This is a genomic window from Comamonas sp. 7D-2 (assembly GCF_022749555.1).
Classification (GTDB): domain Bacteria; phylum Pseudomonadota; class Gammaproteobacteria; order Burkholderiales; family Burkholderiaceae_C; genus Comamonas; species Comamonas thiooxydans.
The window spans coordinates 4,249,436-4,267,269 of sequence record NZ_CP094238.1 but is presented as its reverse complement, the minus strand read 5'-3'; the positions used below and the strand labels follow the sequence as shown (position 1 = coordinate 4,267,269).

Below are 17,834 nucleotides of genomic sequence, written 5' to 3'. Positions count from 1 at the left end.
CGATGGAGCAGGTTCCGCTGATTTCGCTGCGCGGCATTCGCAAGCACTATGGCGGAGTGGGCGATCAGCCCTCGGTGACCGTGTTGCACGGCATTGATCTGGATATTCGCGCGGGTGAGTATGTGGCCGTCGTCGGCAGCTCCGGTTCGGGCAAGTCAACCTTGATGAATATCCTGGGCTGCCTTGATAAACCAAGCGAAGGTTGCTATCGGTTTCAAGGGAAGGACGTGTCCTTGCTGGACTCGGACGCCCTGGCCTGGTTGCGTCGTGAAGCCTTCGGCTTCGTGTTTCAGGGCTATCACCTGATTCCCAGTGAAAGTGCCTCGGAGAATGTGCAGATGCCTGCGATTTATGCAGGCCTGGCCAAGGAGCAGCGGGAGCAAAGAGCCCAGCTCCTGCTCGAGCGCCTGGGGCTGGGGTCGCGTCTGGGAAATCGTCCCAATCAGCTATCGGGCGGTCAGCAGCAGCGTGTGTCCATTGCGCGGGCGTTGATGAATGGCGGCCACATCATTTTGGCCGACGAGCCCACCGGGGCGCTTGACTCGCATAGCGGCGCCGAGGTGATGGCTTTGCTGCGCGAGCTGGCCGATGCGGGACACACCATCATCGTGATCACGCATGACCGCGAAGTTGCGGCTCAGGCAAGGCGTGTCATCGAAATCAGCGATGGACGTGTCGTCAATGACAGTGCTCCCGATGGCATTCAGAGCCGCGCAGAGGTTCCTCCATTGACCCCGCAGCGCAACACCGCAACGTCGGCAATATCCTGGGTGGCTGAGATTTCCGAAGCTGCACGCAGTGCCTGGCGCGGCATGCGCATGAACCGGGTGCGCACCAGCCTGACCTTGCTGGGCATCGTGATCGGCGTGGCCTCGGTGATCGTCATGCTGGCCATAGGCGAGGGCGCACGGCGCAAAGTGGTCGAGCAGATGGGCACCATGGGAACAGCCATTCTCTATATGGGCAGCAAGCCGCCGGCCAGCGGCGGACCTGCGGGCCAGATCACCGAAGACGATCTGGCCGCCATGCGGGAGTTGCCGGCGATACGCAGAGTAATGCCCGTCATTGGGGACCCTGTCACGGTGCGCTATGGCAAGGCCGACAAGCAGGTCTATGTGTTTGCGGCCAGCGAGGAGATGCCGCTGGTTCACCATTGGCGCGTTGCCCAGGGCCGCTACTTCACCGATGTGGAAGACCGCGATCTGGCTCCGCTGGTGGTGATAGGCCACAAGGCGCACCAGCATTTTTTCCCGGAGGTGGCCAATCCCCTGGGGCTGCAGCTGATCATCGGGAACTCGGCGTTCGAAGTCATCGGTGTCATGAGCGAGCGTGGGGCTGACTCTGGCGCTCAGGACTATGACGACATGGTCTTCATTCCCTATCAGTCGGGGCGCGCCAGGGTCTATCAGGCGCAGACACAGCCCGATTACGTGGTCGTGGAGGCCAGCTCCTCGGAGCAGGTTCACGAGGCCGAGCAGTCCATCCGCGGTCTTTTGCTGGCGCGCCACGGGGGGCGGGAAGACTTCGGAATCGGCAATGCAGCAGCCCGCATTCAGGCCGAAGCAGCAACACGCCAGAGCATGGCCGTGATGCTGGGGCTGATTGCGGCAGTTTCACTGGTGGTCGGAGGCATCGGAGTCATGAACGTGATGCTGATGACGGTACGCGAGCGCACCAGGGAGATCGGCATTCGCATGGCGGTTGGGGCTCGCCAGCGTGACATCCTGCGCCAGTTCCTTACGGAAGCCAGCATGGTGACCATTGTGGGTGGGGGTGTCGGTCTGCTTGCAGGGCTGGGCATCGGAATGACACTTCTTGTCTCGGGCGTGCCTGTGATTTTTTCGATGAAAGCCATGCTGGGGGCATTTGCCTGTGCGGTGCTCACCGGTCTGGTGTTTGGCTTCATGCCTGCCAGGACGGCGGCGCGTCTGGAGCCCGTGCGAGCATTGGCGGGAGAGTAGGCATGTACAAATGGAACGCAGTGCTGGCGGCTCTTGCTCTGGCTGGATGCGCGACAACGCAATCCAGTGACGAGACCCGGGGAATGTCTCTCGATATTCCTCATGCCTGGGCGCAGGAGCAGGGAGCAGAAAACGAACAAGTCAGCGCCAGTTGGTGGCACAGTTTTGGCAACCCGGAGCTCAGCGCGCTGGTTGAGCAAGCCAGGAATCAAAGTCTGGATGTGGCGGCTGCCGTCGCGAGAGTGCAGCAGGCGGATGCCCGGGCAGCTTATGCACGTGCGGCCCTGGTGCCTGATTTGAATGCAGATTTCGGGGCCACAAGATCTGCAGCGATGAACAGTCATATGGAAAGAGACGCCAGCACTTGGCGAGTGGGTCTGTCGAGTAGCTACGAGCTGGACTTCTGGGGGCGCCAGCGTGCTTTGAGAGACGCCGCAGAGTCCAACAGGCAGGCCAGCGTGTTTGACCGTGAGACCGTGAGGTTGACGGTCACTGCCTCAGTCGCCCAGGCCTGGCTCCAGTGTGTGGGCTTGCGCGAGCGCGCCGCGATTGCCCAGCTCAATCTGGAGATTTCCGAGCGGCTCTTGAAGCTGGTCGAGTCCAGAGCCCGTTATGGTGCAGCGACCTCCGTGGAACTGGCTCAGCAGCGTGGCCAGGTTGCTGCACAGCAGCGTGTTGTGGCTTTGCTCCGAAAACAGATTGCAGATGCGCACGCGGTGCTGGCACTGCTGTCAGGGCAATGGACTATGGATCTTGTGAGCGAGACCAGTCTTTCGAATCTGGCGATTCCAGGCGTTCGCCAGGGTACGCCCGCGGATCTGATAACACGCAGGCCGGATGTGGCGAAAGCGGAGGCTCAATTGCTTGCGGCGGATGCGAATCTTGCCGCTGCCAGAGCAGCCATGCTGCCCCGCGTGACGCTGACCGCGGGCCTGAGCTCCGAGAGTGAAAAGCTCAGCAGGCTGCTGGAGAATCCCCTGTCTTCTCTGGCAGCGGGAATTCTGGCTCCGATCTTTGATGCAGGGCGACTTGCTTCGAACCGGGAGCTGGCTGCAGCGCAAAAGCAGGAGCTTGTGATCGGCTACCGCAAAGCCATTCTGCAAGCCTTCAATGATGTTCAAACTGCATTGAATGCAGTTGACGGCGCAGAAAGACAGGCGCTGGTTCAGGCGGAGGAAGTGGCTCAGGCCCAGAGGGCTCTTTCGCTGGCGGAAAGCCGCTACAAAGCCGGGGCGGACAACCTGCAGACCTTGCTGGATGTGCAGCGTGTGGCCTATCAGAGCCGAGACCTGGCAGTTCAAATACGACAGGAGCGCCTTCAGGCGAGCATCGCGCTTTACAGAGCCTTGGGAGGAGGTTGGAGACGATTGCCGGAAGGGCCCGAGAGTTGAAGAGCGTAAGCGTAATGCAACGGTTGAGGGCAGCAGGTCTGCGTCCAACCGTCGCCAGAATTGGCGTGCTTCAAGTCCTGCTGAGTTCTGCTCCCCACGCTCTCAGCAGAGATGAGATATATCGCCAGCTATACCTTCGGGGGACTCCTGTCAGTGTGGGAACCGTCATGCAGGTGGTGGCCCAGTTGAGCAGGCTGGGTGTCGTGCATCACAACGGCAGACAGGGGCGCGAGTCCGGCTATCTGCTCTGCGCAACCTAATTCAGCAGCCGCAGCACATACCCACCGCCCATGCCCAGGCCTGGAGCGATGTCCACGCACTTGTGTGCGACTGCAGACCGTTTCACAGAACTGCTAGGTAAGTTCATGTTGTCTGCTGGATTTGATGATGCGCCACAATGCGGAATCATCATGTGCGGCAGATTTGCCGTGGTTCTCTGCTTTGTCACCACCCATGCGCGACCTCAATGATTTGTACTACTTCGTCCAGGTAGTGGACTATGGTGGTTTTGCTCCGGCAGGCCGAGCTCTTGGTATGCCCAAGTCCAAACTCAGCCGCCGTATTGCTCTGCTTGAGGAGTCCCTGGGCGTGCGACTGCTGCAGCGTTCAAGTCGGCGCTTTGCTGTGACGGATATTGGCCAAGAGTATTACCAGCGCTGTCAGGCAATGCTGGTGGAGGCGGAGTTTGCGCAGGAAGTCATTGATCGTACCCATGAGGATCCTCAAGGCATCGTGCGTCTAAGTTGCCCGCTGGCGCTGCTGGACTACCAAGTCGGTGACATGTTGGCGCGCTTCATGGTGCAGCATCCACGTGTTCAACTTCAGGTGGACAGCACAAACCGCCGGGTAGATGTGATCCGTGAGGGACTGGACCTGGCTCTGCGTGTACGTTTTCCGCCGCTCGAAGACAGCGAGTTGGTAATGAAGACTTTAGGTGAGAGCACGCAATTTTTGGTGGCTAGCCCCAAGCTTGTGAGCGCAATGGGCGGGATGCCTCAACTGGCGGATCTTTCGCAGTGGCCAAGCCTGGGTGTTGATTTCCACCCAGAAGTGACCCACTAGCCCCCGGTGGGGATGCGGATGAAATCTTGGACTACTGAGAGGTAGTTCATGTATTCATACGAAGATCGAATCCGCGCGGTGACGCTCTACATCCAGCTAGGCAAACGAGTCGCGGCAACCATTCAGCAGTTGGGCTATCCCACCAAGAATTCGCTCAAGAGCTGGCACCGCGAGTACGAGCAGGGTCGAGCCTTGAAGACAGCGGTTGTTCGCCCACCGAAGTTCACCGCTGAGCAAAAGGCTCGGGCCGTCGAACACTATCTGACGCACGGGCGCTGCGTGGCTTTCACAATCAAGGCTCTTGGCTATCCCGGGAGGGCCTCACTTCACGCTTGGGTTCAAGAGCTCAATCCCCGGGCTCGGCCACGCCTGCTTGGAGCATCGTCGAACGAGCAGAAGCACGCTGCGGTGCTTGCACTGTGCACACGTCAAGGACGCGTCCAAGCCATTGCTGACGACGTTGGCGTGTGTCGAGAGACGCTGTACAACTGGCGCAATCAACTATTGGGGCCAGAGGCTCTCGCATCGATGAAGCGCTTCAATGATTCTTCAACGGGTTCGGAGCTGTCCCAGTTGGAGCAGCAACTCCAGACGCTACGTCGTCAAGTGAGGCGGTTGCAGTTGGAACAGGAGTTATTGAAGAAGGCGAACGAGCTCCTAAAAAAGGACCAAGGCATCGACCTTCATCTCCTGAGCAATCGTGAGAAGACACTTCTGGTTGATGCCCTGCGCCATGAATACTCACTTGCCGAGTTGCTCGCCTCGCTAGTTCTGGCTCGCAGCTCGTACTTCTACCATCGAGCTCGGCTCAACGCTGACGAAAAGTATGTCGCGGTGCGCCGAACGATCACGGACATCTTCGAGCGCAACCATGGCTGCTATGGCTACCGTCGCATCCAGGCCTCACTGGTCAGGCAATGCGTGTGGATCTCGGAGAAGGTGGTCCGGCGCCTGATGAAGCAGGAAGGGCTGGTGGCCGCTGCGCCCAAACGACGCCGCTACGGCTCCTACTTGGGAGAGATTAGCCCTGCACCTGAGAACTTGCTGAATCGCGACTTCAATGCCACTGCGCCTAACCAGAAGTGGCTGACCGACATCTCGGAGTTCCAACTACCCGCCGGCAAAGTCTACCTGTCGCCCATGATCGATTGCTTCGATGGAATGGTGGTGAGCTGGTCTATCGGAACACGCCCCGACGCTGAACTGGTCAACACGATGCTGGATGCCGCGATCGCCAAGCTCAATGACAGCGAAGTGCAACCTGTGGTTCACTCAGACCGTGGTGCCCACTATCGCTGGCCAGGATGGTTGTCACGAATCGCTGATGCCAAGTTAGTGCGCTCGATGTCACGTAAGGGGTACTCACCGGACAATGCGGCCTGTGAAGGCTTCTTCGGGCGGCTCAAAAACGAATTGTTTTATGCCCGCGACTGGCAAACCACGAGCATTGAGCAGTTCACGCAAGCTCTGGACGCGTACATCCGTTGGTACAACGAGCAACGGATCAAGATCTCGTTAGGGGCACGGAGCCCTGTTGAGTACCGCAGGGCCCTCGGGATTGCTGCATAACCGTCCAAGATTTATGCCGCATCCCCTGCGGGTCAGTTCTGCGTGGAAATCAACACCCTGGTTGAGGTACCAACAAAAATACCAACAAAAAGCTGGGTTGTCTTGGAGCGGAGTGCGACTACATGCGACAAAGAAAAACCCGCTTCCCTATGAGAGAAGCGGGTTTTGAAGCGATTTGACGCTGTGTGCGTCGATGTCCTGGCGGAGGCTGTGTCCGCCAAATATCCGTCCAACTAGATCTTTTTTCTTCTTATTTTTCATTTCTAAGTCATTGATAGTAAAAGATATTTGTTTTGTTTTGACTTAAGTTGTCCAACTCTATCTAATGCGAAATGGCATACCAGATGGCATACCGATGGCATACTGAATGGCATACCGATAGAGGTCTCAAATGGCTGTCATCACAGAGGCAAAAGCTCGAAACATCAAACCTGATAGTGCAGCAATTCCACACGGCGGAGTGACGGGATTGGCACTGCATCCAACTAAAACCAAAGGCAGGGGTAAATGGGTGCTGCGCTACGTTAGCCCGGTGAACGGCAAGCGTAGAAATGCAGGCTTGGGCTCGTATCCAGAAATTGGTATCGCAGAGGTCGCGAAGCGCGCTACTGCCATGAGGGTGACGCTGGCAGAGGGGAAAGATCCTCTAGCTGAGAAAGCGTTGGAAGAAGAAGCTGTAAAGGCTCCAACATTTCAAGAAGCCGCCGAGATCTTGCACAAAGACTTGCTACCAGGCTGGAAAAATCCAAAGCATGGGCAGCAATGGATCAATACCCTGACTGAATACGTTTTTCCCAAGTTGGGTGCAAAGCTACTGGCTGAGATTCAGCCTGCAGATGTGGCGGATGCGCTCAAGCCCATTTGGCTTGAAAAGGCGGAGACGGCGAGTCGCGTCAAGCAAAGAATCCATACGGTGATGGCTTGGGGGTGGGCGCATGGGCACTGTCAATCGAACCCTGTGGACGTAGTTACCCATCTTCTGCCACAGCAGCCAGGAAAAGCTGTACGTACGCAGCATCACCCAGCAATGCCTTGGGGGCTGATCCCTGCTTTCGTACAGAAGAACTTACGTACAAAAGGGCGTGTCGATGTAACCCGGCAGTTGCTTGAGTTTGTAATTTTGACGGCCTGCCGTTCAGGAGAAGCACGGGGCATGACGTGGTCCGAGGTAGACTGGAAAAATGCAGTTTGGACCGTGCCAGCTGAGCGTATGAAGGCCAAGCTGACCCATCGTGTGCCGCTGTCTCCAAGAACTATGGAAATTCTTCAGCAGCAACGGGGTCAACATGAAAGCTTGGTTTTCCCTTCGGTAAGAGTGCGGGGAGAGCTTTCAGATATGGCTATCACCTCGCTGTTGCGCAGGTTGAATGTTGAAAGCGATGTGCCTGGGCGCGTGGCAACTGCCCATGGCTTTCGTTCGAGCTTCCGTGACTGGTGCAGTGAGCACGGTTACTCTAGAGATCTGGCTGAGCGTTCGTTAGCGCACACGATCAAAGACAAGGTTGAAGCGGCTTACCACCGTACTGACTTGTTGGAGCAGCGCCGTGAGTTGATGAATGCTTGGGCAACATTTGTAGTGGGCGTGGCTTCAACGGAAGACGATCTCAAGAAGGTCCCTCAACGTACGCTCTCAAGCTTCTTGCGGCCAAGAGCTGATGCCTCAAGGGGTTAACGCGAGCAAGTACGGTGTATTCGGTGAAAAAATCAAGACCAATGCGTATAAATCAAAATCCCTCATGAACTATCAAGGCATCGTCGATCATCTTCAAGAAGCAATTTCTAGCTTGTCTGCTGTGTATGTTTTTGGCAGTCAGGTCACAGGTCATGCAACGGCAGATAGTGATTTAGATATTGCGCTCTTGATGGATGAGGGTCTACCGGCAGAGGCACTGTGGGAGTTATCTAGCACTTTGGCTAACTTGGTGAAGTGTGATGTTGACTTGTTAGACCTAAGAGCAGCATCCACGGTCATGCAATACCGCATCATCACCACCGGTACGCGTTTATGGTCAAAAGACAGCCAAGCAGCACTCTATGAAAGCTTCATCCTTAGTCAAAAAACTGCGTTGGATGAGGCGCGCGCAGATTTGTTGAAAGACATTCAAACAACAGGAACAGTCTATGGTCGATGACGTACTGATTAACAAGGCTGCGACCATTGAGCGCTGCGTGATACGTGCCAAAGAAGAGTACGAGAAATCACCAACCACGTTTGCGTCGGACCACACACGCCAGGATGCCGCCATCTTGAACGTGCAGCGGGCGTGTGAAGCCGCGCTGGACATGGGGCAGCACTTGATTCGCCGCGAAAGGCTTGGCATCCCACAGAGCTCGCGTGACGTATTCACCTTGCTGGCTCAAGCGGGTTGGATTGAGAGCGACTTAGCCACACGCATGCAAAAAATGGTGGGCTTTCGCAATATCGCTGTGCATGACTACCAAGCGCTGCAGCTACCGATTGTGGAGGCCGTGATCACCAAGCATTTAGGCGACTTTACGGCTTACAGCAAAGCGATCTTGTTGAAGAACTCTAAGTAACCTTCTTCAAAAAGAAATGACGACAAAGAAAAAAACGAGCTGGAGTGACCTAAAGGCTCAGCTCGTTGGCATAGAAAAAACTGAGCTACTGCAGTTGATCAAAGCGACGTCTCCCCGGAATTGAGTAGCAGGTGAGCTTGGAGTCCAATCCCATGCAACAGGAGATTGGACGTGAAGAAGAGATTTACGGAAGAACAGATCATTGGCTTCCTGCGGGAAGCCGAATCGGGCTTACCGGTGGCCGAGCTGTGCCGGCGGCACGGCTTCTCCGAGGCCAGCTATTACCTCTGGCGCAGCAAGTTTGGCGGTATGAGCGTGTCCGATGCCAAACGTCTGAAGGAGCTGGAAGCCGAAAACGGACGGCTCAAACGGCTGCTGGCCGAAGCCCTGCTTGAGAACGAGGTGACGAAAGAAGCCTTGAGAAAAAAGTGGTGAGCGCACCCGCACGGCGCGAGTTGGTGCGTCACATGGTCAGCCGTGGACTGAGCGAGCGTCGTTCGCTGCGTGTCATCGGCATGAGCGCCAGTGCCCTGCGCTACAAACCAGCCTGCGACCACAACTGTGCCTTGAAGGAGAAGATCATCGCTCTGGCACAGCGTCATCGTCGCTACGGGGCCGGCATGATCTATCTGAAGCTGCGCCAAGCCGGAGAGATCGTGAATCACAAGCGGGTGGATCGTCTGTATGCCCAAGCCGGTCTTCAGATCAAAAAGCGCAGGCGCAAGAAGATCCCGATATCGGAGCGCCACCCTTTGGTACGCCCGACAGTTGCCAACCAGGTGTGGTCCATGGACTTTGTCTTTGACCGCACAGCGGAAGGACGCAGCATCAAAAACCTCACGGTAGTGGATGACGCAACCCATGAGGCTGTGGCCATCGTGCCGGAGCGGGCCCTGGGTGGCAACCAACTGGTGCGCATCCTGGAGCAACTCGCCAGGACAAGGGGGCTACCCAAGGCGATCCGAACTGACAACGGCAAGGAGTTCTGCGGTCGAGCCATGCTGAACTGGGCCCACGCCAGGGGCGTTCAGCTGTTTCTGATCGAACTGGGCAAGCCCAACCAGAACGCCCACATCGAATCATTCAACGGGCGCTTTAGGGATGAATGCTTGAACGAACATTGGTTCACCAGTCTGGCACATGCCCGGGTAATCGTTGAAGCTTGGCGCCGGGAATACAACGAAGAGCGGCCCAAGAGATCGCTTGGTGGACTCACGCCCACAGCCTATGCCCAGAGGCTGATGCAAAAGCAGTTAAATTAACCTCGGACTCCAAAGCCTTGTGCTACTGAAAACGGGGGGACGTCGAAAGATCTGTACTCCTCAAGCAAGGATACACAGCAGTTTCTGCATGCACGCTATGCAATGGGTGGGGGAGATGTCCTCGCGCTCGGCGTTGTTACATAAATCCAGTTCGAGGCGAGTGACCCTCAACCCCGGCCGTGGCTACCGGCACAAGCTTGGCCTAGCAGCATAAAACCAGTCCAAGTTTTTATCCGCACCTCCAGTGGGTCACTTCTGGGAGGAAATCAACACTCTAGGAGAAAAACGGCGGAGAGCCCTCCTCCCAGGTTCTCTCTACACCTCGGTAACCTAGGTTACTACCAGCGCTGCCGCCCGAATACACGCGACTGATGCTGGAGCCGCCCGAGTGGGGTGAGTCGACGCCGGAGTCTAGGCGTCCATCTCACATAAATGGTGATGTGCGTTCGCTGCTCCGCAAACGTTGAGCAACACTGCGCATATCACAGCATGCTTGGCTAGTTGGATCGTTGGTGGGGGCTAGTGGATCACTTCTGGGTGGAAATCAACATATATCCGCCTCAAGCCCGCCGTGTTGATATCGCATGGATAGCTACTTCTAGTGGCTACCAGTCGGGCTCGTCGCAAAAACATCCGCGTGGAAGTCCTGTGCTAACAGGCCCATATCGGAAGCTGCTGTGCGCACTGATTGAACCAGGGAGGGTGAGCCACAGCAGTGCACCACATGATCGTGCAGGTTGCCAAAGTGTGTGCGTAGTGCGTCATCTACCCGACCGGCGTGAGCATCCGCAGGCACATTGCCTAGGTCGGTGATGGCTGCAATGTAGCGAAACTGCGGCCAAGTTTTGCGCCACTTGTCGATGGCACTAGGGAGATACAGGCCAGAGGGGTTGCGAGCCCCCCATATCAGCGTGATGTCGCGCTGAACCTTGCGTTTGGCTAAGTCATCAAGAACGGATTTAATGGGCGCAAATCCCGTGCCACCTGCAACGCAAATCAGGGGCCTGGTGTCGTCAGGCTTCAGTGCGATGCTGCCGAATGGCAGTTCGATCTCCAATGTGTCACCAGACTTCAACTGCTGGACGATAGTGCTGAAGCGACCTCCCGGTACATGCCTGACATGCAATGTGATGCCATCGCTCTCATGGGGTGGATTGGCCATAGAGTAGCTGCGGCTTTCCCCGTCGTCGAGGTGAATCAGCAGGTATTGGCCGGCTTCAAATTTGGCGCGCTTGCCCACAGGCAGGCGCAGGCGCAGCAGCGAGACATCGGGTGCCGCCAGTGTATTGCTGTACACCTTGGCCGTAAAACGTTTTCGGGCTTCCGGGTCAAGGCGGCGAAAGGAGCTCGGCTGGATTCGTATATCGCTGGCGGCGGTGCAGCCGCACAGCAGTACCTGCTCCGAGGTGCAGAGTTCGCTGCGCACGGCCATGCCATTGAAGGAAGTAATATTTCCTTTGAGCAGGACGCTCGCACAATTGCCACAGCTACCTTTGCGGCAGGAATAAGGTAGTTCGATGCCGGCCTGCAGGGCGGCATCCAGCACGGATTGCCCGGGCGCGCAGGGGAACGCGATATCAGAGTCGTGGATATGGATCTGGTGGTTCATGGAGGGTCCTCAGCCCGGTTGGGCGCCGAGCAGGGCGATCGTGCGCAGGAGGGCCGTGGAGTCGGCCACGCCACGGCCGGCAATGTCCATGGCGCTGCCATGGCCCACGCTGGAAAGCACCACCCTGCCGCCGATGGAGAGGGCGCTGGCTCCGTTAGGAGCCAGCAGCTTGATGGGGATGTGCCCTTGGTCATGCAGCATGGCCACATACAGGTCGTGCTTGCGCTGTGCCAGAACCATGTCGGCTCCCATGGGACCATCTACCGCCAGGCCGCACTTGCGCAGTGTCTCGACGGCAGGAGCGGTGATCTGGGAGTCCTCCAGGCCGAACAACTGTCCTTCAGATGCATGAGGGTTGATCCCGAATACAGCGACTTGTGGTTTAGGCACTCCGAGTAAGGTGCATGTCTGCACGGCAGCCTGCACCGCGTTGACCACCAACTGAGGAGAGAGCCGCTCCAAGGCGCTGCGCACGCTTTCATGCAAAGTGACATGCACTATGCGCAAGCCAGCACCCACCAGCATCAGGAATACCTGGTCTTCGTTCATGCCAAGAACATTGGCGAGCAAAGATGGGTAGCCGCTGAACGCTATGCCTGCGCGGTGAATGGCCGTTTCATGGTGGGGACAGGCAATGACGGCATCGACCTCGCCGTTTTCGCACGCCCGGATGGCTGCTGTTGCAGATTGCACCGTAGATAGGCCTGCCTGCGGGGTGATCTCTCCCCATTGCGCTGGTTGTGCAAGCGAGCCGGCTTCCTCATGAATGAGGTCTTGAAGAAGGGACTCCATTTGGCAGATCTGCGCTGCTTGTTCAAGAGCGCTCCACGGTCCATAGACCTTGATCAGGGATCTTTCGTTGGCAGACAACTGCCGAAGAGCTTTCAGTGCGATTTCAGGGCCAATACCGTGGGGATCGCCGATGGCCAAGGCCAATCTACGGTGCACTATTGTCATAGCGGCAATGCCATCAGCGTGTCCGTCACCGTGCTGTCGCAAACCGCGACGCGCTCTTGCAGACGTAACTTGCCGTCGATCGTGGTGAATTTGTCGAGGTACTCACCGCTGGCAAAGACCTCTGTTTCCCCTGTATGCATGATGCGCAGCACCATGAACGGCGTGGAAGCACTGGCCTGTGTTGCATCGGTTGACTGGATCGAAGGCAGACCCAGGATATGGCGATAGCGATGGCGCTCGTAGATATTGGCTTCGCGCAGCGCAGAAATTCGGTCGGTGAGCATGTCCTGTGAATCCGCCCAGACAATGCCGGCAGCAAGCCCTTCAGCATGATTGTCGACATTGGTGACGCGATAGTGGCAATCCTTCGTGAAGAAGGTTGGCCATTGCTCCATGGCGTCACTGTCTACGGTCTTCGCGTAAGCGGCATTGAAGGCCGCGATTTGAATTTCATTGATCATGCTTGCATCTCCTGTCCCATATGCTTGCGGTAGGCCTTCCAAAAGCCGCGTACCGAGGTTTCTGTGGCGCGGCCCTCGCTAGAGCCTTCGTGGTCTCCGCCCATCTCGATGACCGCGTCAAGGTCGGCAGCGCCTGCGATGCCACGCTGCACGAATCCACCGACAGCTCCGTCTTCCATGGAAATAAATCCTGCAGGGCCGATGAGGTTGGCCTGTTTGAGTCTGACCTTGCGCTGCTCTGTACTGTCATCTGCATAGCCAAGATAGGTCCAGTTGAGTTCCGAGCTGGAGATGCTCTTGGGCAACAACTGACGCACGGCGATGCTGTTCTGAATCTGCTGCAGCACAAAGCCAGGGAACACAGAAAGGATCTGCAGGGTCACGCCGTCCTCGAACTCCTCGAAGCCCTCTAGAAGGCTGGGATCTTTGAGCCGGTAACGCTCGTTGTCGGAGCGGATGGCCTGGTCCTTGTACGAGTCGTCTTTGGCGCTACGATCGATCATGGAATAGCTCACATGGTGGCCACCCGACTCGTCGACGATGACGCCGCCTTTTTGTGAGAGGCGATTCAGCTCGAAGGTGGTGAAGAACATATGCAGGAGGCTGGCGTGATAGCTGTCCTTCACGTTCTCGAAGTAGAGCTTCCAGTTGTTAGGCAGCTTTTGCGTGAAGCGACCGATGACTTCTACGGGCTTGTGCAGCACGCGCTCTATGCGCTCGCAAATCTCAGGGCCAAGGTAATCCTCAATGCTGGGCACGTCCTCGGAAAAACTGCCAAAGACCAAACCGCAAAAGACAGCCACGCGGAGCTTGCGCGGGCCATGCTCTTCTTTGCAGAATGAGGCCGGCATGCCACCCTGGCCCTTGACACCTTTCTCGAAGGCAACGCCGGTCAGATCTCCCTGTCGGTTGTAGCTCCAGGCGTGATAGACGCACTGGAAACTATCCGTACGGCCCGATTTCTCCAGAGCGATGAGAGCGCCGCGATGCGCGCAGCGGTTCTCGAAGGCGTAGATTTCCTGGTCGGCATCCCGCACGACAACTATTGGTGTTTCACCGACAAAGGTGGTGCGGAAATCACCCGCCTCGGGGATTTCAGATTCCAGGCACAGGTAGTTCCAGACCTCGCCGCGATAGATGCGCTGCTGTTCATGATCAGCATTGGCTGTGTCGGTATAGATACCGAAGGGCACGCGCGTATTAGTGGCCCCACGCCACTGGATGATGGATTCTTGCATGTTGGTTCCTAAGGGTTAGAGCTTGACGTTGGCGGCCTTCAGCACCTTCTTCCACTTCTCGGTTTCCTGACGGATGAACTGAGCAGTCTTGGTGGGATCCCAGCCGCAGGGCACGGCGCCCTGTTCCTGAAAGTGCTTGCGGATGTCGTTTGATGACAGAGCCTGGGCCATCTGCCTCTGAAGCTTCTGTGCGATTTCTGCACTCGTGCCTGGGGGGGCGACGACAGAAAAGAAAGTCACGGCCTGCATGGCTGGCCATTGCTGCTCGGCGAATGTGGGGACCTGGGGCAATATTTGGGAACGCTGCTCGTCGGCAACGGCCAGAATGCGCACCTTGCCGGCATGGTGATAGGTTGCCGATGAGCTGATGTTGTCGAAAAACACATCCACATTGCCACCGATCAGGTCAATCAGAGCCGGGGCCGTTCCCTTGTAGGGAACGACGGTTAGCTCAGCACCCGTTAGCTGCATAAACATGGCCGCAGTCAAGTGGGATGTCGAGCCGTCGCCTTGCGTCGCCACAGTCACTTTTTTGGGATTGGCTTTGGCGTATGCAATGAACTCGCCAAGTGACTTAACAGGCAGCTTCGGGTTGATGACCAGGACGTTGGGCACTGTGGCCAAAATCGTCACCGGTACCCAGCGAGTCGGGTCAAAGCTGAGCTTTTGATAGAGGTTGTGGTTGATGGCGATGGGCCCCGGAGGGGAGGCCAGCACAGTCATTCCGTCTGGCGGTGCCCGGAACACTAGATCGGCACCGATGTTTCCACCAGCCCCGGGCTTGTTTTCAATGATCACGCCACCTGCGTAGTCCGCGCGGATTTTTTCGACTACTAGGCGCGGCAGTACATCGGCGGTACCACCGGCCGAGAAGGGCACGACGATCTTGAGAGGTTGATTTGACTGAGCCAGGCTACCTGTTGAAGCAACCGCGGTGGCAATGCCGATCAATGCTTCGCGTCTGCGAATGGATTCGTTGCGCATCTTGTCTCCTTCTTGTGTGGGGAACTGCAGTATGGGGATGTCGTACTTTGTGTTAAACCTGTTTTTGCGCTATGCGCAAAAATGTTGAAAACACCTTGATTTGATCGCTATGCAGGACAAGAACTTTGTGGAATCGCTGCGCAAGGGATTGGGCGTACTGACTTGCTTTGACCGTCGGCATACCCGGCTCACGCTGTCGGAAGTGGCCAGGCTCACGCAGTCCACGCCAGCATCAGCCAGACGTTCGCTCAGCACACTAGTACAGCTCGGCTATTTAGAGAGTGACGGAAAGCTGTTTTGGATGCAGCCTAAGTCACTGCTGATCGCCTATTCATTTCTGTCATCGCGCCCCATGCCTGCGTTGGCCCAGCCGCTACTGGATGCACTGTCGGAGCGGACCAGAGAGTCCGCTTCGCTTGGTACTTTGTTGGAAGACGATGCCATCATCATTGGCCGTTCGACCGCACGGCGCAGCTTGAGCACGGGCCTAGGAATAGGATCCAGGTTGCCGGTGTACTGTTCTGCGATTGGTCGGATGCTGTTGTCAGGACTGCTTCAACATGAGGCGCGTGCAAGGCTGGAGATGATCGAGCGGGTGGCTCTGACCCCTCAGACGATGACTGACTTGGAGGAGCTGCTAGGTCTGCTTGAAACTTGCAGGCAATCCGGATGGTCATGCAGCGATGGAGAGTTGGAGCTGGGTGTGCGCTCCATGGCGGCGCCAGTGCGCGACCCTCAAGGCAACACAATTGCTGCCATGAGCATTGCTGTTAGGGCAGAGAGACTCAGCATGAGTGAGTTCAAGGAGACTTTTTTGATGCCGCTGAAGCGCGCTCGCAATGAGTTGGAAAAAAAGTTGTATCCGCAAGGGATGTAATGCGCCACCATGTCTTTGCCTAGCGCAGCGGCTGAGGCTCGGGTTGCCGAACACGCCGGTTCCGTACTATGTGCCCAGCGGCATCGTCAATGTCAATGCCTTTGCCACCGGCTCCAGGCGCCTTGCCTCCATTGCCCTCACGGATGGCCTGCCCGGCTGGGGAAATCCCGAGCCGTCTTGGCTGCGCACGCATACGGCGGCAGAGGCTCGTATCGCGCGCCTGATGGAGCTGGCGCCTCAGCCATCGCAGACCCTGCTGTTCCAAACGGATTATCTCGTGCCAAGGTCGTTCGCACCGATGTGCCCACCACGCCGGGGCCTGAGCGGCCTTTGGCGCTAAATCACTCGAAGGAGCCTCCGTCATGTCTTCCCCCGGTCCTTACCCACAACGCCCAGCTCCGGATCATTTCGTCCGGCGGTGGCTCGTCATCACTGCGTGCGTTGCAGCACTCATGCTGTTCTGGCAGTTCCTGCCCGCCATCGAAGCCTGGTTCAGCCCGCGCCAAGCCGCTGAGCGCACCGTCACGCCGCGTGGCGATCTGGCCGCTGACGAACAGGCCACCATCGAGCTGTTCGAGAAATCCCGGGCATCGGTGGTCTACATCACGACGTCCCAACTGGTACGAGATGTCTGGACGCGCAACGTCTTTTCTGTGCCGCGCGGCACGGGTTCGGGTTTCATCTGGGATGACGCCGGTCATGTCGTTACCAACTTTCATGTGATCCAGGGGGCGTCGGATGCCACGGTCAAACTGGCCGACGGCCGTGATTACCAGGCCGCGCTGGTCGGCGTGAGTCCGGCCCACGATATCGCGGTGCTCAAAATCGGCGTCGGCTTCCAGCGCCCGCCCGCCGTTCCGGTCGGCACCAGCGCAGACCTCAAGGTGGGACAAAAGGTGTTCGCCATCGGCAACCCCTTCGGCCTGGATTGGACACTCACCAACGGCATCGTGTCCGCGCTAGATCGATCGCTGCCCGGAGAATCCGGCGGAGTGACCATCGAACACCTGATTCAAACCGATGCCGCTATCAACCCCGGCAACTCGGGTGGGCCGTTGCTCGATTCCGCCGGCCGCCTGATTGGCATCAACACAGCGATCTACAGCCCTTCCGGTGCATCGGCTGGGATTGGCTTCGCCGTACCGGTGGACACGGTCATGCGTGTGGTGCCACAACTCATCAAGACAGGAAAATACATCCGCCCGGCGCTTGGGATCGAGGTAGACGAGCAGCTCAACCGCCGATTGCAGGCACTGACCAGTACCCAAGGCGTGTTCGTGCTCCGTGTCGCCCCTGGCTCAGCGGCGCAAAAGGCGGGCCTGAGCGGTATCACCGTTGGCCCCGAAGGCATCGTGCCGGGAGACCGTATCACAGGCATAGGTGGCGCTCCCGTCGACGATGTCGCCAAGCTGCTCGCACGGCTTGACGACCAAAAGGTGGGGGATGTGGTTGTCTTGTCAGTTGAGCGGGCCGGTAAGCCAAGGGAGGTGCGCGTGGAGTTGCAACCTGGCGCCTGATCTGAAGTAGAGAACTTCTGGGGATCGGTAAAAAATAACGATGGATGCATCAAGTATTCGAGCCGCAGAAACTTGATGCCCTACACTTTGGTTGCCAAGGCTTTTTGCTTTTGGGCTCGGACCTCTTCTTGCGCTAGTCCTTACATCGGCAGCAGCCAGCAGCTCAGTTCTCGACGCACAGCAGAAGATCACGCTTGCATCTTGAGCCGCCGGTAAGTAGCGGCGGGCTGCCGTTCGCGGCCTAACCGTCACCTCAGGGCGTCTTACAGATAACCGTTATCCGATTGCCCGCAGTTTTACCAAGCCAAGGGCAGCTGACACTGGCGGTGCGCAGAATTACAGCGGTGTCTCGAGGGCCTGCTGCCCTAGATTGCGACCAGGAATTTCCGAACCTGACTGAACTCGATA

At 57.4% G+C, this 17,834-nt stretch carries 15 protein-coding genes and 2 pseudogenes; 12 read left to right on the top strand and 5 right to left on the bottom strand.

The genetic code is table 11. The features are described from left to right. Nucleotides 1-2: 2 nt before the first annotated feature. The 9 genes and pseudogenes from MPZ60_RS19515 (at nt 3) to MPZ60_RS19480 (ending at nt 9,783) form a co-directional block, all read left to right on the top strand. Nucleotides 3-1,961, top strand: coding sequence for an ABC transporter permease (locus MPZ60_RS19515; RefSeq protein ID WP_278043726.1), 1,959 nt, complete (start codon nt 3-5; stop codon nt 1,959-1,961). A 2-nt stretch (nt 1,962-1,963) separates the two neighbouring features. Continuing rightward, nucleotides 1,964-3,352 carry an efflux transporter outer membrane subunit gene (locus tag MPZ60_RS19510; protein ID WP_034359595.1) on the top strand — a complete coding sequence of 463 codons (1,389 nt, stop codon included), beginning with the start codon at nt 1,964-1,966 and terminating at the stop codon, nt 3,350-3,352. A gap of 14 nt (nt 3,353-3,366) precedes the next feature. Beyond that, nucleotides 3,367-3,612, top strand: coding sequence for a transcriptional repressor (locus MPZ60_RS25275; RefSeq protein ID WP_034359593.1), 246 nt, complete (start codon nt 3,367-3,369; stop codon nt 3,610-3,612). A 193-nt stretch (nt 3,613-3,805) separates the two neighbouring features. Next, nucleotides 3,806-4,387 (top strand): annotated as a pseudogene (locus MPZ60_RS19505) (LysR family transcriptional regulator); the annotation flags it as partial. Between the two features lie 75 nt (nt 4,388-4,462). Continuing rightward, nucleotides 4,463-5,983, top strand: coding sequence for an IS3 family transposase (locus MPZ60_RS19500; RefSeq protein WP_034402022.1), 1,521 nt, complete (start codon nt 4,463-4,465; stop codon nt 5,981-5,983). A 391-nt stretch (nt 5,984-6,374) separates the two neighbouring features. Then, nucleotides 6,375-7,655 carry a site-specific integrase gene (locus tag MPZ60_RS19495; RefSeq protein ID WP_080746212.1) on the top strand — a complete coding sequence of 427 codons (1,281 nt, stop codon included), beginning with the start codon at nt 6,375-6,377 and terminating at the stop codon, nt 7,653-7,655. Then, on the top strand, nt 7,639-8,115 hold the full coding sequence (locus MPZ60_RS19490) for a nucleotidyltransferase domain-containing protein (protein ID WP_316249331.1): 477 nt from the start codon (nt 7,639-7,641) through the stop codon (nt 8,113-8,115). The genes MPZ60_RS19495 and MPZ60_RS19490 overlap by 17 nt, the downstream gene beginning before the upstream one ends. Then, complete coding sequence (locus MPZ60_RS19485) at nt 8,105-8,521, top strand: DUF86 domain-containing protein (RefSeq protein ID WP_034359850.1); 417 nt, start codon at nt 8,105-8,107, stop codon at nt 8,519-8,521. The genes MPZ60_RS19490 and MPZ60_RS19485 overlap by 11 nt, the downstream gene beginning before the upstream one ends. Nucleotides 8,522-8,692: 171 nt before the next feature. After that, nucleotides 8,693-9,783, top strand: a protein-coding gene (locus tag MPZ60_RS19480; protein ID WP_370458247.1) for an IS3 family transposase whose coding sequence is annotated in 2 segments (ribosomal slippage) — nt 8,693-8,951 and nt 8,951-9,783 — 1,092 coding nt in all. Because the reading frame shifts where the segments join, the coding sequence is not laid out codon by codon here. Nucleotides 9,784-10,381: 598 nt separating this feature from the next. Here MPZ60_RS19480 and MPZ60_RS19475 read toward each other — a convergent pair. From MPZ60_RS19475 to MPZ60_RS19455, 5 genes are read right to left on the bottom strand one after another with little or no spacing between them, the layout of a single operon-like run. Beyond that, on the bottom strand, nt 10,382-11,392 hold the full coding sequence (locus MPZ60_RS19475; protein WP_034410983.1) for an FAD-binding oxidoreductase: 1,011 nt from the start codon (nt 11,390-11,392) through the stop codon (nt 10,382-10,384). Between the two features lie 9 nt (nt 11,393-11,401). Then, the gene (locus tag MPZ60_RS19470) at nt 11,402-12,349 is read right to left on the bottom strand and encodes a PdxA family protein (RefSeq protein ID WP_034410981.1); all 948 of its coding nucleotides are present in this window, start codon (nt 12,347-12,349) and stop codon (nt 11,402-11,404) included. Beyond that, nucleotides 12,346-12,810: a nuclear transport factor 2 family protein gene (locus tag MPZ60_RS19465; RefSeq protein ID WP_034402069.1), complete on the bottom strand. Its 465-nt coding sequence runs from the start codon at nt 12,808-12,810 to the stop codon at nt 12,346-12,348. The genes MPZ60_RS19470 and MPZ60_RS19465 overlap by 4 nt, the downstream gene beginning before the upstream one ends. Continuing rightward, nucleotides 12,807-14,048, bottom strand: a complete 1,242-nt coding sequence (locus MPZ60_RS19460) for an aromatic ring-hydroxylating dioxygenase subunit alpha (RefSeq protein WP_242882024.1) — start codon at nt 14,046-14,048, stop codon at nt 12,807-12,809. The genes MPZ60_RS19465 and MPZ60_RS19460 overlap by 4 nt, the downstream gene beginning before the upstream one ends. 15 nt (nt 14,049-14,063) lie before the next feature. Beyond that, entirely contained in the window at nt 14,064-14,999 is a 936-nt protein-coding gene (locus MPZ60_RS19455) for a tripartite tricarboxylate transporter substrate binding protein (protein WP_242899878.1), read from the bottom strand. 142 nt (nt 15,000-15,141) lie between these two features. On the opposite strand from MPZ60_RS19455, the gene MPZ60_RS19450 reads away from it, so the two are divergent. The 3 genes and pseudogenes from MPZ60_RS19450 (at nt 15,142) to MPZ60_RS19440 (ending at nt 17,426) form a co-directional block, all read left to right on the top strand. Beyond that, nucleotides 15,142-15,909: an IclR family transcriptional regulator C-terminal domain-containing protein gene (locus MPZ60_RS19450; RefSeq protein ID WP_034410966.1), complete on the top strand. Its 768-nt coding sequence runs from the start codon at nt 15,142-15,144 to the stop codon at nt 15,907-15,909. A 34-nt stretch (nt 15,910-15,943) separates the two neighbouring features. After that, nucleotides 15,944-16,249: pseudogene (locus MPZ60_RS19445) on the top strand (hypothetical protein); the annotation flags it as partial. Nucleotides 16,250-16,271: 22 nt separating this feature from the next. Then, the gene (locus MPZ60_RS19440) at nt 16,272-17,426 is read left to right on the top strand and encodes a S1C family serine protease (protein WP_034359724.1); all 1,155 of its coding nucleotides are present in this window, start codon (nt 16,272-16,274) and stop codon (nt 17,424-17,426) included. The last annotated feature ends 408 nt before the right edge of the window (nt 17,427-17,834 follow it).

What these genes read in the sequence shown, in the direction of transcription:
- MPZ60_RS19460 (WP_242882024.1), bottom strand. Translation starts at nt 14,048, where the DNA reads ATGCAAGAATCCATCATCCAGTGGCGTGGGGCCACTAATACGCGCGTG.
- MPZ60_RS19485 (WP_034359850.1), top strand. Translation starts at nt 8,105, where the DNA reads ATGGTCGATGACGTACTGATTAACAAGGCTGCGACCATTGAGCGCTGC.
- MPZ60_RS19490 (WP_316249331.1), top strand. Translation starts at nt 7,639, where the DNA reads ATGCCTCAAGGGGTTAACGCGAGCAAGTACGGTGTATTCGGTGAAAAA.
- MPZ60_RS19495 (WP_080746212.1), top strand. Translation starts at nt 6,375, where the DNA reads ATGGCTGTCATCACAGAGGCAAAAGCTCGAAACATCAAACCTGATAGT.
- MPZ60_RS19515 (WP_278043726.1), top strand. Translation starts at nt 3, where the DNA reads ATGGAGCAGGTTCCGCTGATTTCGCTGCGCGGCATTCGCAAGCACTAT.
- MPZ60_RS19475 (WP_034410983.1), bottom strand. Translation starts at nt 11,392, where the DNA reads ATGAACCACCAGATCCATATCCACGACTCTGATATCGCGTTCCCCTGC.
- MPZ60_RS19510 (WP_034359595.1), top strand. Translation starts at nt 1,964, where the DNA reads ATGTACAAATGGAACGCAGTGCTGGCGGCTCTTGCTCTGGCTGGATGC.
- MPZ60_RS19450 (WP_034410966.1), top strand. Translation starts at nt 15,142, where the DNA reads ATGCAGGACAAGAACTTTGTGGAATCGCTGCGCAAGGGATTGGGCGTA.
- MPZ60_RS19470 (WP_034410981.1), bottom strand. Translation starts at nt 12,349, where the DNA reads ATGACAATAGTGCACCGTAGATTGGCCTTGGCCATCGGCGATCCCCAC.
- MPZ60_RS25275 (WP_034359593.1), top strand. Translation starts at nt 3,367, where the DNA reads ATGCAACGGTTGAGGGCAGCAGGTCTGCGTCCAACCGTCGCCAGAATT.
- MPZ60_RS19465 (WP_034402069.1), bottom strand. Translation starts at nt 12,810, where the DNA reads ATGATCAATGAAATTCAAATCGCGGCCTTCAATGCCGCTTACGCGAAG.
- MPZ60_RS19440 (WP_034359724.1), top strand. Translation starts at nt 16,272, where the DNA reads ATGTCTTCCCCCGGTCCTTACCCACAACGCCCAGCTCCGGATCATTTC.
- MPZ60_RS19500 (WP_034402022.1), top strand. Translation starts at nt 4,463, where the DNA reads ATGTATTCATACGAAGATCGAATCCGCGCGGTGACGCTCTACATCCAG.